General features: G+C 65.9%; 14 protein-coding genes. 13 read left to right on the top strand and 1 reads right to left on the bottom strand.

The features are described 5' to 3' along the window. Positions 1-58: 58 nt before the first annotated feature. The 7 genes from AC1RNP_RS18730 (at position 59) to recO (ending at position 7602) form a co-directional block, all read left to right on the top strand. Entirely contained in the window at positions 59-1615 is a 1557-nt protein-coding gene (locus tag AC1RNP_RS18730) for a Do family serine endopeptidase (RefSeq protein ID WP_493052812.1), read from the top strand. A gap of 236 nt (positions 1616-1851) precedes the next feature. Continuing rightward, positions 1852-3645, top strand: a complete 1794-nt coding sequence (gene lepA / locus AC1RNP_RS18725) for a translation elongation factor 4 (RefSeq protein WP_493052811.1) — start codon at positions 1852-1854, stop codon at positions 3643-3645. A 173-nt stretch (positions 3646-3818) separates the two neighbouring features. Continuing rightward, positions 3819-4631 (top strand): signal peptidase I, encoded by an 813-nt coding sequence (lepB, locus tag AC1RNP_RS18720; protein ID WP_493052810.1) that lies wholly within the window; start codon positions 3819-3821, stop codon positions 4629-4631. A gap of 51 nt (positions 4632-4682) precedes the next feature. Continuing rightward, positions 4683-5060 (top strand): DUF4845 domain-containing protein, encoded by a 378-nt coding sequence (locus AC1RNP_RS18715; RefSeq protein ID WP_493052809.1) that lies wholly within the window; start codon positions 4683-4685, stop codon positions 5058-5060. After that, complete coding sequence (rnc, locus tag AC1RNP_RS18710; protein ID WP_493052808.1) at positions 5050-5739, top strand: ribonuclease III; 690 nt, start codon at positions 5050-5052, stop codon at positions 5737-5739. Before AC1RNP_RS18715 ends, rnc begins: the two co-directional genes overlap by 11 nt. 65 nt (positions 5740-5804) lie before the next feature. After that, positions 5805-6728, top strand: a complete 924-nt coding sequence (gene era, locus AC1RNP_RS18705) for a GTPase Era (protein WP_493052807.1) — start codon at positions 5805-5807, stop codon at positions 6726-6728. Positions 6729-6825: 97 nt separating this feature from the next. Continuing rightward, a complete protein-coding gene (gene recO / locus AC1RNP_RS18700; protein ID WP_493052806.1) occupies positions 6826-7602 on the top strand; it encodes a DNA repair protein RecO in 777 nt (258 codons plus the stop codon). Here the strand turns inward: recO and AC1RNP_RS18695 are convergent. Continuing rightward, positions 7578-8288 carry a response regulator gene (locus AC1RNP_RS18695; RefSeq protein WP_493052805.1) on the bottom strand — a complete coding sequence of 237 codons (711 nt, stop codon included), beginning with the start codon at positions 8286-8288 and terminating at the stop codon, positions 7578-7580. The two genes, recO and AC1RNP_RS18695, sit on opposite strands and share 25 nt — an antisense overlap. Positions 8289-8321: 33 nt before the next feature. Between AC1RNP_RS18695 and AC1RNP_RS18690 the strand changes: the two genes are divergently transcribed. From AC1RNP_RS18690 to AC1RNP_RS18665, 6 genes are all read left to right on the top strand, one after another. Next, the gene (locus tag AC1RNP_RS18690) at positions 8322-10358 is read left to right on the top strand and encodes a translocation/assembly module TamB domain-containing protein (RefSeq protein ID WP_493052804.1); all 2037 of its coding nucleotides are present in this window, start codon (positions 8322-8324) and stop codon (positions 10356-10358) included. A 45-nt stretch (positions 10359-10403) separates the two neighbouring features. After that, on the top strand, positions 10404-11015 hold the full coding sequence (locus AC1RNP_RS18685) for a DUF1318 domain-containing protein (RefSeq protein WP_493052803.1): 612 nt from the start codon (positions 10404-10406) through the stop codon (positions 11013-11015). Positions 11016-11119: 104 nt separating this feature from the next. Then, complete coding sequence (gene rlmD, locus AC1RNP_RS18680; protein WP_493052802.1) at positions 11120-12499, top strand: 23S rRNA (uracil(1939)-C(5))-methyltransferase RlmD; 1380 nt, start codon at positions 11120-11122, stop codon at positions 12497-12499. A 6-nt stretch (positions 12500-12505) separates the two neighbouring features. After that, positions 12506-13027, top strand: a complete 522-nt coding sequence (locus tag AC1RNP_RS18675; RefSeq protein WP_493052801.1) for a CYTH domain-containing protein — start codon at positions 12506-12508, stop codon at positions 13025-13027. 3 nt (positions 13028-13030) lie between these two features. Continuing rightward, complete coding sequence (gene nagZ / locus AC1RNP_RS18670; RefSeq protein ID WP_493052800.1) at positions 13031-14053, top strand: beta-N-acetylhexosaminidase; 1023 nt, start codon at positions 13031-13033, stop codon at positions 14051-14053. Next, positions 14050-14610, top strand: coding sequence for a hypoxanthine-guanine phosphoribosyltransferase (locus AC1RNP_RS18665; RefSeq protein WP_493052799.1), 561 nt, complete (start codon positions 14050-14052; stop codon positions 14608-14610). Before nagZ ends, AC1RNP_RS18665 begins: the two co-directional genes overlap by 4 nt. Positions 14611-14869 lie beyond the last annotated feature (259 nt).

Here is a 14869-nt window from a genome sequence, read left to right as displayed (position 1 = left end):
TTGATGGCCCATCCTCTATTCTTTTCCTTCAACCTCATTTGTCGAGGACGCTTCCCCGATGAAAGCTCCGCTGCAAGCCGCGATCCTGGTCGCCCTGACCGCCACCGCGACCACCGCGATCGTGTTGCCGGTCGCGACCGCGCAACAGTCCACACAATCCACCGCGCCGGCACCGGTCGTGGTCGGATTGCCCGATTTCACCCAGCTGGTCTCGCAGGTGGGGCCGGGCGTGGTCAATATCGTCGCCGAGGTGGGGAGCAAGCCCGCCACGCGTCGCGCACGCGGACAGCAGCAGCCGCAGATGCCGGATGAGGAAGACATCCCGGAAATCTTCCGCCGCTTCTTCGGCCCCGGCGTTCCGTTTCCTGGCAACCCGGGTGGGCCGGATGGCCCCGGCAACGGTCCGCGCGGCACCTCGATGGGCTCGGGATTCATCATCTCGCCCGATGGCTATGTACTGACCAATCATCACGTCGTCGACGACGCCGATTCGGTCACGGTCAAGCTGACCGATCGCCGCGAGTTCAAGGCCAAGGTGGTCGGCACCGACGAACCCTCCGACATCGCCCTGCTCAAGATCGACGCCAGCGGCCTGCCGGCGCTGCGCATTGGCGACTCCAACAAGCTCAAGCCGGGACAGTGGGCGGTGGCGATCGGTTCGCCGTTCAACCTCGATCATTCGGTCACCGCGGGCATCATCAGCGCGGTCGGGCGCAGCAATCCCTACGCCAACCAGCGCTACGTGCCCTTCATCCAGACCGACGTCGCCATCAACCAGGGCAATTCCGGTGGACCGCTGCTCAACACCAGCGGCGAGGTGGTCGGCATCAACTCGCAGATCTTCTCCAACTCCGGCGGCTACATGGGTGTGAGCTTCGCCATCCCGATCGATCTGGCGATGAATACGGTCAAGCAGCTCAAGGCGACCGGCAAGGTCAGCCGCGGCATGGTCGGCGTGACGCTGGAGCCGATCACCGCCGAGAAGGCCAAGGGCTTCGGATTGCCGGACACGCGCGGTGCGCTGATCAATGACGTGACGCCCGGCGGCCCCGGCGACAAGGCCGGTCTGCAGCCCGGTGACGTGATCCGCACGGTCAACGGCACGATCGTCAACCAGTCCAGCGACGTGCCGCCGATGATCGGCGCCATGACGCCGGGTACCCGTGTCCAGCTCGGCGTGCTGCGCGAAGGCAAGACGCGCGATTACACGTTGACGCTGGCCGAGCTCAACGAAGGATTGGCCGGCGGCACGGGCTCGCGCCAGGATCAGGGCGGTGCGCCGCGCGGCCCTTCGGCGAAGTCGTCCAATTCGCTGGGCCTGATCGGTCAGGATCTCAGTGCCGACGATCGCCGTCAGGCCGGTCTGCAGTCCGGCGAGGGCGTGGGCATCGCCCGCATCGAAGGCATCGCTGCGCGCGAAGCCGGCCTGCAGCCGGGCGATGTCGTGCTCCGGGTCGGCGGCACGGCCGTCGGCAGCGCCGCCGCGCTCGATCGCGCCCTGTCCGGCGTCAAGACTGGGCAGACGGTGATGCTGCTGGTGCGGCGTGGCACCACTTCGCAGTTCGTCGCGGTGACGCCGCGTGCGGACAACGGCGACGGGGACGACGAGGGCTGATCCTCGCGTTCTCCCCGGAGCGGGTCGACGCTGTGTGAAGCGGTCGAGGGCGGGAGCATTCCGGCCGACGGGAACATTCCCCGGCACGTGATTCCCCGCCCGGTCCGTCCGCCGCCTGACGGGCGGTTTCCGGCTTTCTCCGAAGGGAGAAGGAAAAAGCGGGGACCGTGCGATAATCTCCTGCTTTATCGCATCGGCCGTTCGACGGCCCCCACTGCCGACCTATGTCCGACCCGATGCGGAATATCCGCAACTTCTCCATCATCGCCCACGTCGACCACGGCAAGTCGACCCTGGCCGACCGCATCATCCAACTGTGCGGCGGTCTGGAAGCGCGCGAGATGGAAGCGCAGGTGCTCGACAGCAACCCGATCGAGCGCGAGCGCGGCATCACCATCAAGGCGCAGTCCGTCTCGCTGCCGTACAAGGCGCGGGACGGGCAGGTCTACCAGCTCAACTTCATCGACACGCCCGGCCACGTCGACTTCAGCTACGAAGTCAGCCGCTCGCTGGCCGCCTGCGAGGGCGCGCTGCTGGTGGTCGACGCCGCCCAGGGCGTGGAGGCGCAGTCGGTGGCCAACTGCTACACCGCGGTGGAGCAGGGCCTGGAAGTGGTGCCGATCCTCAACAAGATCGACCTGCCCACCGCCGACATCGATCGCGCCAAGTCCGAGATCGAAGCGGTGATCGGCATCGACGCCACCGATGCGGTGGCCATCAGCGCCAAGACCGGTCTGAACGTCGAGGAAGTGCTGGAAGCGATCGTGCATCGCATCCCGCCGCCCAAGCCGCGCGACACCGATCGCCTGCAGGCGCTGATCATCGACTCCTGGTTCGACAACTACCTCGGCGTGGTCTCGCTGGTGCGCGTCATGCAGGGCGAGATCGTCCCCGGCAGCAAGATCCAGGTGATGTCGAGCGGGCGTGTCCATCAGGTCGACCAGGTCGGCGTGTTCACGCCCAAGCGCAAGGTGCTGACCAAGCTCGGCGCCGGCGAGGTGGGCTGGATCAACGCCAGCATCAAGGACGTGCATGGCGCGCCGGTCGGCGACACGCTGACGCTGGCTTCGCTGCCGGCCGAAAAGCCGCTGCCGGGTTTCCAGGAAATGCAGCCGCGCGTGTTCGCCGGCCTGTTCCCGGTCGACGCCGAGGACTATCCGGCGCTGCGCGAGGCATTGGAGAAGCTGCGCCTCAACGACGCCGCGCTGCGCTTCGAGCCGGAAAGCTCCGACGCGATGGGCTTCGGCTTCCGCTGCGGCTTCCTCGGCATGCTGCACATGGAGATCGTGCAGGAGCGCCTGGAGCGCGAGTACGACCTCAACCTCATCACCACCGCGCCGACCGTCGTCTACGAAGTGCTGAAGACGGACGGCAGCACGATGCCGCTCGAAAATCCGGCCAAGCTGCCACCGGTGAACCAGGTGGAGGAGATCCGCGAACCGATCATCCGCGCCAATATCCTCACGCCGCCGGACTACGTCGGCAACGTGATCACCTTGTGCGAGGAGAAGCGCGGCGCGCAGATCGGCATCACCTATCTCGGCAGCCAGGTGCAGATCAGCTACGAACTGCCGATGGCCGAGGTGGTGCTGGATTTCTTCGACAAGCTGAAGTCGGTTTCGCGCGGTTATGCCTCGCTCGATTATCACTTCGTGCGCTTCGATGCCGGCCCGTTCGTGCGCGTGGACACGCTGATCAACGGCGACAAGGTCGATGCGCTGAGCATCATCGTCCATCGCAGCCACGCCGACCGTCGCGGCCGCGAACTGACCGAGAAGATGCGCGAGCTGATTCCGCGGCAGATGTTCGACGTCGCCATCCAGGCGGCGATCGGCGCGCAGGTCATCGCCCGCAGCACGGTGAAGGCGATGCGCAAGAACGTGCTCGCCAAGTGTTACGGCGGCGACGTCTCGCGCAAGAAGAAACTGCTGGAGAAACAGAAGGAAGGCAAGAAGCGGATGAAGCAGGTCGGACGCGTGGAGATTCCGCAGGAAGCCTTCCTGGCGGTGTTGCAGGTGGATGGCAAGTAGTTTGCTTTTCCCTTCTCCTACCGGGAGAAGGTGCCCCGAAGGGGCGGATGAGGGCGGGAAGATTCCAACCCAAGGAACCTTCCCGGGCCAGTCATTCCGCCTCCCTCATCCGGCGCTTCGCGCCACCTTCTCCCAGGGGGAGAAGGGAAATCAGAAGCGTCAAAGGAACAAGCATGAGATGGTTTGAAATCGCATTGGTCGTGGCGACGCTGGCCTCCGGCTTCATCTGGCTGGTCGACAAGCTGTTCTTCGCCGCCGCGCGCAAGCGCAACGCCGGATTGCTCGACGAGGGCCGCGACCCGATCGTCGTCGATTACGCCAAGGCCTTCTTCCCGGTGCTGGCGATCGTGCTGATCCTGCGCAGTTTCGTGGCGGAGCCATTTCGCATCCCGTCCAACTCGATGATGCCGACCCTGCTCACTGGCGATTTCATCCTCGTCAACAAGTTCACCTATGGCCTGCGCCTGCCGGTCACCAACACCAAGATCCTGTCGATCGGCGAGCCCAAGCGCGGCGACGTGGTGGTGTTCAAGCCGCCGCAAAGCCCGGACCAGGACTGGATCAAGCGCATCATCGGCCTGCCGGGCGACACCGTGGCCTACAAGAACAACCAGGTCTATGTGAACGGCGTTCCGTTCGCGTACAAGCGCGTCGGCGAATACGTCGGCAAGGGCAGCGGCGCCGACATGACCGGTGCCACCGAGCTCACCGAGGAACTGCCGGGCCGCCCGCATTCGGTACTGGAGTTCGACAAGGCCATCTTCGTCGACCAGGGCGAGGGCGAGTGGACGGTCCCGCCGGGCCACTACTTCGTGATGGGCGACAACCGCGACCGCAGCGACGACGCCCGCTTCTGGGCCTTCCACTTCCTGCCCGAGCAGAACATCCGCGGCAAGGCCTTCATGATCTGGCTGAACTGCGACAGCATCGGCAATCTGTGCAAAAACAACTTCGACACCTCGCGGATCGGCGACGGCATCCAGTAACGTAAGGGCGGGGCAACGAACACTGTCACTGTCATTGGGGGAAAAATGGCCATGAGACGCACGCAACGCGGTATGTCCTTGCTCGGCTTCGTCATCACGCTGTGCGTGGCGGGGCTCTTCGTCTACTTCGGGATGCGGGTGTTCCCGATGTACTACGAGTACTACTCGGTGAAGCAGGCGCTGAAGGGCTTGCAGAACGAGCCGGGAATCGCCGAACAGGACGTGGGCAGCATCAAGACCCTGTTTTTCAGGCGCCTGGACATCAGCTATTCCGAGAACGTGAAGCCGCAGGACGTCAAGCTCGAGCGCGGCGAGAACGGCGGCTGGAAGATGGCCGTCGATTACGAGATCCGCAAACCGCTGTTCGGCAATCTCGATATCGTCGGCAAGTTCCATGCCGATGGCACCCTCGGCCGCAATGGGAACTGACGGTAGCCGCCAATACGCGGGCCATGCTTTTGCCGGTCATAGTTTTGCCGATCGCGGACTCCTGACGCAGGCGCTGACTCACCGCAGCGCCGGTGCTCCGCACAACGAGCGCCTCGAATTCCTGGGCGACGCCGTGGTCGGGCTGATCGTCGCCGAGGCGCTCTACCGGCGCTGGCCGAAGGCCGACGAAGGCGCCCTCACGCGCGCCCGCGCCGAGCTGGTGCGCGAATCCTCGCTCGCCGCCATCGCGCGGAGCCTGGAGATCGGCGCCAACCTGATCCTTGGCCCCGGCGAGATGAAATCCGGCGGCCACCGCCGCGATTCGATCCTCTCCGACGCGCTCGAAGCGCTGGTCGGCGCGATCTACCTCGACGCCGGCTTCGAGGCCTGCCGGCGCGTGGTGCTGCCGTGGTTCGAGGACGCGGTCAACGAGACGCCCGCGGGCAAGGTCGACAAGGACGCCAAGACGAGGCTGCAGGAATGGCTGCAGGCGCGCCAGCGCGCGTTGCCGGTCTACGAACTGGTGGCCGAATCCGGCGACGACCACGCCAAATCCTTCCGCGTGTCCTGCACCGTCGTCGAGCCGCCGCTGTCGGCGGTCGGCGAGGGCGGTTCGCGCCGGGCCGCCGAACAGACCGCCGCCGAGGCGGTGCTGGCCCTGCTGGAAGCCGTGGCATAACCGTTTCGCGGTCGATTGTGGTCGGCGGCGGCGTCCTGCACGCCCGGTGTCGGTAGAATTCCGCCATGTCCCCAACTTCCTTCCGCGCCGGACAGGTGGCCGTGATCGGCCGCCCCAATGTCGGCAAGTCCACGCTGGTCAACGCCCTGGTCGGCGCCAAGGTCAGCATCGTCTCCAACCGGCCGCAGACCACCCGGCATCGGCTGCTTGGCATCGCCACTTTCTCTGGACAGGATGGTCCGCAGGGGCAGCTGTTGCTGGTCGACACGCCCGGCCTGCATCGCGAGCAGGGCAAGTACTCGGCCTCGGCCATGAACCGCATGATGAACCGCGCCGCGCGCGGCGCGCTGGAAGGCGTCGACGTGGCGGTGCTGGTGGTCGTGGCGGGACGCTGGGACGAGGAGGACACACTCGCCTTCGAGGCATTGCGCGATGCCGGTGTGCCGGCGGTGCTCGTGGTCAACCAGATCGACCGGCTGCGCGAGAAGAGCGCGCTGCTGCCTTACCTGCAGCGCGTGACGGAAGGGCGCGAATTCGCCGGCGTGCATCCGATTTCCGCGCTCAAGCGCAATGGCCTGGAAGCGCTCACCGCCACGCTGCTGTCGCTGGTGCCGGAACAGCCGGCGCTGTACGCCGAGGACGAGATCACCGACAAGAGCCAGCGCTTCCTCGCCGGCGAGATGGTGCGCGAGCAGCTGATGCGCCAGCTCGGCGCCGAGCTGCCGTATGCGACCACCGTGGAAATCGAATCCTTCACCGTCGACGGCGCGATGCTGCGCATCGGCGCGGTGATCTGGGTCGAGCGCGACGGCCAGAAGGCCATCGTCATCGGCAAGGGCGGAACGCGCCTGCGCGAGATCGGCAGCAAGGCGCGGCAGCAGATGGAACGCCTGTTCGACGCAAAGGTATTTCTCGAAACCTGGGTGCGGGTACGCCAAGGCTGGTCGGACGACGAGGCCGCGTTGCGCAGCCTCGGTTATCACGATTGAAGCAGCCTCCGTGATTCTGACGAGGGTTATGTTTTTGCTTGTCATTCCCGCCGCGCGGGAATGACAAGCAAAAGAGAAGCGCTTTCCGACTAGCCGCATGCGCTACGACTCCCAGCCCGCTTACGTCCTGCACGCGCGCCCTTGGCGTGAGACCAGCCTGCTGCTGGAAGTCCTGAGCGCCGATCACGGCCGCCTCGGCCTGGTCGCGCGCGGCGTGCAGGGACCGAAGCGACACGTGCTGCGCGCCGCGCTGCAGCCGTTGCAGCACATCCGCTTCGATGCCGTGCAGCGCGGCGAGCTGGCATTGCTGACGCATGCCGAGGCCATCGACGTCGCCCCGCAGCTCGTCGACGACGCCATGCTGGCCAGCTTCTACATCAACGAATTGCTGCTGCGCCTCGCGCCGCGCCAGGACCCGCACACGGAGCTGTACGCGATCTACGGCCAGACGCGCGAACGCCTGCGCACACAGGCGCCGCTCGCCTGGACACTGCGGCGCTTCGAACGCGATCTGCTGGAAGCGCTCGGCTTCGGTTTCGACTTGTCGCATGACGGCGACGGCACGCCGGTCGATCCGGCCGCGCGTTATCACCTCGATCCCGAACAAGGACCGCGACGCCTGCTCAGCGAGCGCGACAATGGCGGCGGCATGTCTGATCGCAGCCGTGATCGCACCGCCACGGGGCGCGCCCTGCTGGCGCTGGCCGCCGACACCGAAACTCCGCCGCAAGTCGAGGAACTGGCCGGCCTGCGCCGCGCGATGCGCACGGTGATCGCGCATCATCTCGGCGGTCGCGGGCTGAAATCGTGGGAACTGATCGGCGAGATCGGCCGCCTCGTCGCCAAGCCTCAGCGCGACGACAACGTGTCCTGAGCCACGGCGAGAAAGTCCGCCAGTGCTTCGGGCGAGTCCGGCGCGCCATGCAGCACCGCGACTGTCGCGTCCAGACGTGTCGCCCCGACGAAGCCGCAACTGGCGCGCAGCCTGTGCAACGAGGCGCGCATGGCGTCGAGGTCACGATGGTGCGCCGCCGCGGCGATCGTGTCGCGTGTGGCGGGCAATTCTTCGAGGAACAGGCCGCGTAAGGCATCGACGTGGGCGCGCTGCCCGTTGAGCGCGGTCAGCGCCTTGGCATCGTCCCAGAGAGGCAGGGTGTCCGTTCGATCGTTCGCGAGCGCATCGGCATTGAAGGACGACACGCCCTCGCTCGTGATCGCGTTGCGGATCGCTGCCTGCAGCGCCGTGGCGGTGAGCGGTTTCACCAGGACATCGGTAAAACCGGCTTCCCGCAGGCGTGCGAGCGTCGCCTGCTCGCACGCGGCCGTGTGTGCGAGCACAGCGGTGCCTTGCCGTTGCGGTTCCTCGAGCAGCATCGCCCCCTGGCCGTCCGGCAGATTCGCGTCGACCAGCCACAGATCGTAGGTTTGCGTGCGGATGCGGTCGCGCGCGGCCGCCAGGCAGTCGACCGCATCCACGCGAGCGGGCAGGGCTTCGGCGGCGGCCGTCAGGAAGGCCCGTGTCACCGGATCGTCCTCGACGAGAAGAATGCGCGGTGTCATGGAACTTGACGGGTTGTCGGTATGCTAGGGGCCATGTCGCGGGCGATCCTACACCTGTTGCTGTCGATGCTGTGTGCCTTCGCCGCGCCCGCCGATGCGCGCGTGCTCACGGCGAAGATCGCTCGTGTCAGCACCGCTGTCGCCACCTTGCAGGGCGTGTGGGTTCGGCTCGACTGGCCGGCACAGGCGGCGCGAGGTGATCTCACGCTGAGCGCGGAGCAGATCGATGCGCCTGATCTCGGCTACCGGTTCCGGAATCTCACCTGGCGTTGCCCGCTGTCACGCGATGCGCAGGGCGGCTGGCATTGCGACGGCACGTTGCGAACACCACAAGGCAAGCCGATGCGGCTGTCGCTGGCGCTCGCCACCGCAAGTACCGATGCGACGTTGTCGCAAGGCACTGCGAGCTTCGCCCTGCATCGCAGCGCGGCGACACCCGACGACACCGAACTAGTGTTGACCCGCGTGCCGGTGGCCTGGGTGCAGGCCCTGGCCTCGCAAGCCTGGCCCGACGGGCAGCTCAAGCGCGGCACGCTCGATGGCCAGCTCAACGCGCGCGTGCCGGCGCGCGGTCCGTTGCGTGTCGATGGCCGTCTGGCGTTGGCCGACGGCGCGCTCGAAACGCCCGATGCCAGCATCGCGGCGGACAAGCTCAATGGTGTTTTTCACATCGATTACCGCAAGCCGGGCAATGCGACGCTGTTGACGGTCGATAGTGAATTGCGCGGCGGCGAACTATTGTTCGGCAGCACCTACATCGCGATCCCGGATGCTTCCGCGCAGCGTTCACCAGTGACATTGCGCATCGACGCGATGCAGCGCGCGGGCGAGGGATGGACGCTGCCCGCATTCGAATGGCGCGATGGTGACGCCTTGCAGGTGACGGGTTCGGCCGGATTCGCTGCGGACGCCACGCTCGATCGCCTCGACCTCGATCTGCGCAGCGCCGATCTGGCGCCGGTCGGCCAGCGTTATCTTTCCGGCACGCTTGGCGTGGCCGGCCTTGCCGGCATGCGGATGCAGGGAGGGCTCGATGCAAAAGTCGCACTCAGGCGCGGAGCGCTGTCGAGCATCGACGCGCGCCTGCACGATGTTTCTCTGAAGGACGAAACGAACAACCGCTTCGCCTTCGAAGGGCTGGACGGCGATCTGCGCTACTCCGACGGCGCCGCCGTCGACAGCATGTTGCGCTGGCGCTCGGGTGCGCTCGATGGCATTCCGTTCGGTGCCGCGATCCTGCCTTGGCGCAGCGCCGAAGGTGAGTTGCGCACGCGCGATGCCGTGACCGTCCCGATTCTCGACGGCACCATGCGCTTCGACGGCCTGACCCTGCGTCCCCCCTCGGGCGAACGTGGGTTGCAGCTCGGCTTCGGATTGACGCTCGACGGACTCGACATCGGCAAGCTGTCGACATCGTTGGGCGGCCCGGCGTTCCGCGGCACGCTCAGCGGCAGCATTCCGGTCGCGCGCTATGCCGACGAGCGCATCGATTTCGACGGCGGACTGTCGATGCAGCTGTTCGGTGGCCGGATCGCCGTCTCGGCGCTGTCGATGGAGCGTCCCTTCGGTGTCGCGCCGACGCTGTCCGCCGATCTGGCCCTGCACGATCTCGATCTGCTGGCGATCACCGAGGTATTCGATTTCGGCAGCATCAGCGGCCGGCTCGAAGGCCGCGTCGACAATCTGCGCCTGGTCGACTGGACGCCGACGGCCTTCGACGCCGAACTGCACACCGTGCCGAAACGCGGCGTGCGCCAGCGCTTGAGCCAGCGCGCGGTGCAGAACATCTCCAGCGTCGGCGATGCTTCGATCGTGAGCAGCCTGCAGGGCAGGCTGATCGGCCTGTTCGACGATTTCGGCTACCGCCGCATCGGCCTGTCGTGCCGGCTCGCCAACGAGATCTGCATGATGGGCGGGCTCCGTTCAGCCGGCCTTGGATTTACTATCGTCGAAGGTGCCGGTGTGCCTCGGTTGAATGTGGTCGGATTCAATCGCCGGGTCGATTGGCCGACCCTGGTCGAGCGGGTCGCGGCCGTCGGCAAGGGCGATGTGAAGCCTGTGTTTGAATAAGTCGTATCGAATCAACAGCCTCGCAACTTCTCCGGGAGAACAGACATGCGTCGTTTGCTAGGAATGCCGGTCATCGCGGCGTTGGCCCTGACCGCCTGCGTCACCATCAATGTCTATTTCCCGGCGGCGGAGGCGAAGGAGGCGGCGAAGGAGTTCGTCGACAAGGTGCTCGGCGACGATGCGCAGCCGTCCCAGCCGGAGTCGGCACCCGCTCCTGCGCCGAAGCCCGGCGGCATGGCCATGCGGGTGAAGTTCGATCCGCTGATGCTGATCGGCATCGCCCCGGCCTACGCGCAGGACCAGCCCGACATCAACATCAAGACGCCGGCGATCCAGGCCATCCAGGCGCGCATGAAGAGCCGCTTCGACGGCAGCCTGCGCAAGTATTTCGATGCCGGCGCGCTCGGATTCGCCAACAACGGCGAGGTGAAGGTGCGCGATGCGTCCAAGATCGGCCTGTCCGATCGCGTCGGCGTCAACCAGGCGGTGGCCGACCAGAATCGCGATGCCAAGGCCGTGTATCGCGAGATCGCCGTCGCCAACAACCACCCGGAGTGGGAAGCGCAGATTCGCGGCGTGTTCGCCCGGCAGTGGGCGGACAGTGCCAAGGGCGGCTGGTGGTACCAGGATGCCGGCGGCGGCTGGAAGCAGAAATGACGGCATCGTGAATCCGCGGGCGATGCGTCCTCTTCTCCCAGGAGAAGAGGACAGCGCGGTATCTGCGACAATAGGCGGCCATTCCGCCCGCAGCCCATCGCCACGTGGCCCGACTCGACCAGACGCCTTTCCTCGCCGACATCCATGACTTGAGCCACGACGGGCGCGGCGTTGCCCGTCGGGAGGACGGTAAAGCCCCGGGCATCGAGGCCGCTCGTGAAACGGCCGAGGGCGGAAAGGTTACGTTCGTCGCTGGCGCACTCCCCGGAGAGCGCGTGATGGCGCGGCAGACCGCGCGCTCGCGCCACTTCGACGAGGCGGTGACCGTGGAAGTGCTGCAAGCCTCCGCCGATCGCGTCGAACCGCGCTGCCCGCATTTCGGCGTCTGCGGTGGCTGCGTGCTGCAGCATCTGGAAGAGTCGAAGCAGATCCTCGCCAAGCAGCGCGTGTTGCAGGAGAACCTCGAGCGCATCGGCCACGTCACGCCGGAAGCCCTGTTGCCGCCGTTGACCGCCGACAGCTGGGGGTATCGCCGCAAGGGCCGGTTCTCGGTGCGGCGCGTGGAGAAGAAGGACAAGACGCTGGTCGGTTTCCGCGAGCGCGATCCGCGCTTCGTCGCCGAACTGTCGGTCTGCCATACGGTGATTCCGCAGATCGGCGAGCACGTCGAGGCATTGGCCGCGCTGGTCGACGGCATGGAGGCGCGGCGCGACATCCCGCAGATCGAGTTCATTGCCGGCGACGAGACTGTCGCGCTGGTGTTCCGTCATCTGCAGCCGCTATCGACGGCGGACAGCGAAAAGCTGGTCGCGTTCGCCCAGGAACACGGTTTCGCGATCTTCCTGCAGCCCGGCGGCATCGATTCCGTGCATCCGTTGTGGCCGCTCCATGCCGATGGGAGCGGGCCGCCGCTGGCGTTCCGGTTGCGGGCGTGGGATGTCGAACTGAAATTCCGCCCGCTCGACTTCATCCAGGTCAATGCCGGGCTCAACGAAAAGATGATCGCCCGCACGCTGGAACTGCTGGACGTGAAGCCGGATGACCGCGTGCTCGATCTGTTCTGTGGACTCGGCAATTTCACGCTCCCGCTCGCGCGCGTCGTGCGCGAGGCGGTCGGCGTGGAAGGCGAGGCCGGGCTCGTGGCGCGCGCACGCGAGAACGCCGCGCACAATGGGCTTTCGAATGCGCAATTCCATTCGGCCGATCTCACCCAGGATCAGCGCGGCACACCGTGGATGCGGCAGGGATTCGACAAGCTGCTGCTCGACCCGCCGCGCTCGGGCGCGATCGATGTGCTGCGCCAGCTGCCGCTGAAGCAATTCAAGCGCATCGTGTACGTGAGCTGCCATCCGGGATCGCTGGCCCGGGATGCCGGCTATCTGGTGAACGAGCAGGGCTGGTCGCTGCGCGCGGCCGGCGTGATGGACATGTTTCCGCATACGGCGCACGTGGAATCGATCGCCGTGTTCGAACCCGGGAAATAATTGACGATGGGCATCGAAATCGAACGCAAATTCCTCGTCGTCGGCGACGGCTGGCGCCAGGAGGCGCACGAGACCGTGGCGATGGCGCAGGGGTATCTCAACGACCAGGTGGCGATGGACAGCGGTGCGCAGAAGGCATCGATGCGCGTGCGCCTGGCCGGTGACGAGGCGTTCCTGAACATCAAGTCGCGCGAACTCGGCCACACCCGGCAGGAATTCGACTATCCGATTCCGCCGCAGGACGCCCGTGAAATGCTGAAGTTGTGCGTCGGCGGCATGATCGACAAGCGGCGGCATTATGTGAACCACGCCGGTCATTTGTGGGAGGTGGACGAGTTCCTGGGCGAGAATGCGGGGCTCGTGGTTGCCGAAATCGAGCTGGGCAGCGCCGACGAGGCGTTCCAGCGGCCAACCTGGCTCGGATGTGAAGTCACGGACGGCGCACGCTATTACAATCTGGCCCTGGCCTCGCGTCCGTATTCGCAATGGAGCGAGGGCGAACGCAAGGCCACGGATTTCCTGGAGTAAACCATGCTCGTCATCGGCGTCGCCGGCACCGAACTCACGGCACAGGAGCGCGACTGGCTGCAGCACGACGCCTGCGCTGGCGTGATCCTGTTCAAGCGCAATTTCGCCTCGAAGGCGCAGGTGTCCGAACTGTCCGCCGCGATCCGCGAGGCCGCGCCGCGGCCGCAGCTGATCTGCGTGGACCAGGAAGGCGGACGCGTGCAGCGCTTCCGCGAAGGCTACAGCGCCTTGCCGCCGCTGGAGAACATCGGGCGGTTGTACGCGGCCGACCCGGTCGCGGCATTGGAACTCGCACAGGAGCACGCCTGGGTGATGGCGAGCGAAGTGCGCGCCAGCGGCGTGGATCTGAGCTTCGCGCCAGTGGTCGATCTGGGGCGCGGCAATCTGGCGATCGGCGATCGCGCCTTTTCCGACGATCCGCAGATCGTCGCCGAATTCACCCGCGCCTACATCCGCGGCATGCATGCTGCGGAGATGGCAGCCACGCTCAAGCATTTTCCCGGTCACGGCACCGTGCGCGAGGACACGCATTTCGACGACGCGGTCGACAATCGTTCGCTGGCGGAAATCCGCGCGAGCGATCTGGTGCCGTTCGCGGCGGGCATCGAGGCGGGCGCCGACGCGGTGATGCTCGCGCACGTCGCCTATCCGCAGGTGGCGCCGGAGCCGGCTGGTTATTCGCGCTTCTGGATCGAGGAGATCCTGCGCAAGGATCGAGCTTCCGGCGGGCTTGGTTTTCGCGGCGTGGTGTTCTCCGACGACATTGGCATGGCCGCCGCGTTCTCGGCGGGTGGCGTGAAAGCACGCATCGACGCGCATCTGGATGCCGGCTGCGACGTGGTGCTGGTCTGTCATCCGGAACTTGTTGAGGAATCGCTGGCGGCGGTCGCCGGAAGGAAGCTCAACACGATGGCCTTGATCGGCCTGATCGGTCGTGGTTTCCGCGGTTGGGATGGATTGCTCGCCGATACACGCTACGAACAGGCACAGTCGCGTCTGGGTGGTGAACAGGGAGGATACGCATGAGTCAGCCGCGGCTTGCCGAGGCGCTGGTGGGCGCCGATCTGATCCATGATCGCGCCGCGCTGGATGCCGCGATCGCGCGCATGGCCGAGGCGGTGCATTCGGATTATCGCGAGGATGCGCAACCGCCGTTGTTCGTCACGATCATGCATGGCGGGATGCCGTTCGCGGCGTCGCTGGCGCTGGCGCTTGGTGAGCGCGGGCTGGATCTCGAATTCGATTACCTGCATGCCACGCGTTATCGCGGCAGCACTTCTGGTTCCGGGCTGGCCTGGCTGCATCGTCCGGCCACGCCGATGCGTGGGCGTCGCATATTGCTGGTCGACGACATCCTGGACGAAGGGCACACGCTGTATGCGGTGAAGCGCTGGTGCGAGGATCAAGGCGCCGACGAGGTACGGGTGGCCGTGCTGGCGGTCAAGGAGCACGATCGCTGTGTGGATGGTATCGAGGCGGATTACGTTGGGGTGACGGTGCCGGATCGGTATGTGTTTGGGTTTGGGATGGATTATCACGAGCAGGGAAGGAATTTGCCGGGGATTTATGCGTTGGCGGAGTGAGACTTCTTTCTGGCTCGTCATTCTCGCGTAGCGGGCTTTCAGCAGACGGGTAGTTGGTCATCTGGTTGTTGCCCTTGCTCGTCATTCCGGCGGAGGCCGGGTTTTTAACAGCCGGATGGCTGGTCATCCAGCTTTTGGCTTGGCTTGATCGTCGTCCCAGCGAAAGCTGGGATCCATTTGACTTTTGCTGTTGTTGTTGCTTGTGAAGAGCAAGAGCGTTTCGTCCGCTGCGCGGCCGAGTTCATTTCTTTTGATAAGC

It is taken from the genome of Luteimonas sp. GW821-FHT14E02 (assembly GCF_058803905.1).
The sequence above is the reverse complement of the archived record's forward strand: the minus strand, read 5'-3'. Positions and strand labels throughout refer to the sequence as shown.

Coding starts and splice junctions, on each gene's coding strand:
- AC1RNP_RS18730 (WP_493052812.1), top strand. CDS start 59: ATGAAAGCTCCGCTGCAAGCCGCGATCCTGGTCGCCCTGACCGCCACC.
- lepA (WP_493052811.1), top strand. CDS start 1,852: ATGCGGAATATCCGCAACTTCTCCATCATCGCCCACGTCGACCACGGC.
- lepB (WP_493052810.1), top strand. CDS start 3,819: ATGAGATGGTTTGAAATCGCATTGGTCGTGGCGACGCTGGCCTCCGGC.
- AC1RNP_RS18715 (WP_493052809.1), top strand. CDS start 4,683: ATGAGACGCACGCAACGCGGTATGTCCTTGCTCGGCTTCGTCATCACG.
- rnc (WP_493052808.1), top strand. CDS start 5,050: ATGGGAACTGACGGTAGCCGCCAATACGCGGGCCATGCTTTTGCCGGT.
- era (WP_493052807.1), top strand. CDS start 5,805: ATGTCCCCAACTTCCTTCCGCGCCGGACAGGTGGCCGTGATCGGCCGC.
- recO (WP_493052806.1), top strand. CDS start 6,826: ATGCGCTACGACTCCCAGCCCGCTTACGTCCTGCACGCGCGCCCTTGG.
- AC1RNP_RS18695 (WP_493052805.1), bottom strand. CDS start 8,288: ATGACACCGCGCATTCTTCTCGTCGAGGACGATCCGGTGACACGGGCC.
- AC1RNP_RS18690 (WP_493052804.1), top strand. CDS start 8,322: ATGTCGCGGGCGATCCTACACCTGTTGCTGTCGATGCTGTGTGCCTTC.
- AC1RNP_RS18685 (WP_493052803.1), top strand. CDS start 10,404: ATGCGTCGTTTGCTAGGAATGCCGGTCATCGCGGCGTTGGCCCTGACC.
- AC1RNP_RS18675 (WP_493052801.1), top strand. CDS start 12,506: ATGGGCATCGAAATCGAACGCAAATTCCTCGTCGTCGGCGACGGCTGG.
- nagZ (WP_493052800.1), top strand. CDS start 13,031: ATGCTCGTCATCGGCGTCGCCGGCACCGAACTCACGGCACAGGAGCGC.
- AC1RNP_RS18665 (WP_493052799.1), top strand. CDS start 14,050: ATGAGTCAGCCGCGGCTTGCCGAGGCGCTGGTGGGCGCCGATCTGATC.